The 327-nt window shown below is 61.2% G+C and carries 1 protein-coding gene; it reads right to left on the bottom strand.

What is annotated here, in order from left to right:
* The coding region (locus NG653_RS14710; RefSeq protein WP_252742467.1) for a hypothetical protein at positions 1–327 on the bottom strand (327 nt) is incomplete at both ends.

The raw sequence follows: 327 nt of genomic DNA, 5'->3' as shown, positions 1-327 counted from the left end.
GTCCAGGTAGGGCGTCAGATCCACGCTGCCCCCGTCTTCCAGGGTCAGGGTGTTGCCGCTCAGGCTAAGCCCCTGGTCGTCGGTGCCCACCAGTGATGAAAGGTCGATGGTCTCCGAGGTCCCGTTCTCAATCCCGATGGTCAGGTCAGTCCCCACCAAAGAAGATCCGGAAATGTTCTGGTCGTCGGTGTTGTCCAGGTAGGGCGTCAGATCCACGCTGCCCCCGTCTTCAAGGGTCAGGGTGTTGCCGCTCAGGCTAAGCCCCTGGTCGTCGGTGCCCACCAGTGCGGACAGGTCCACGTTGGCTGAAGAACCGTTCTCAATATC

The sequence above is a fragment of the Robiginitalea marina genome, from assembly GCF_024006985.1.
GTDB lineage: Bacteria > Bacteroidota > Bacteroidia > Flavobacteriales > Flavobacteriaceae > Robiginitalea > Robiginitalea marina.
Note: the sequence above shows the minus strand (reverse complement) of the source record. Positions and strands in the feature narration are given on the sequence as shown.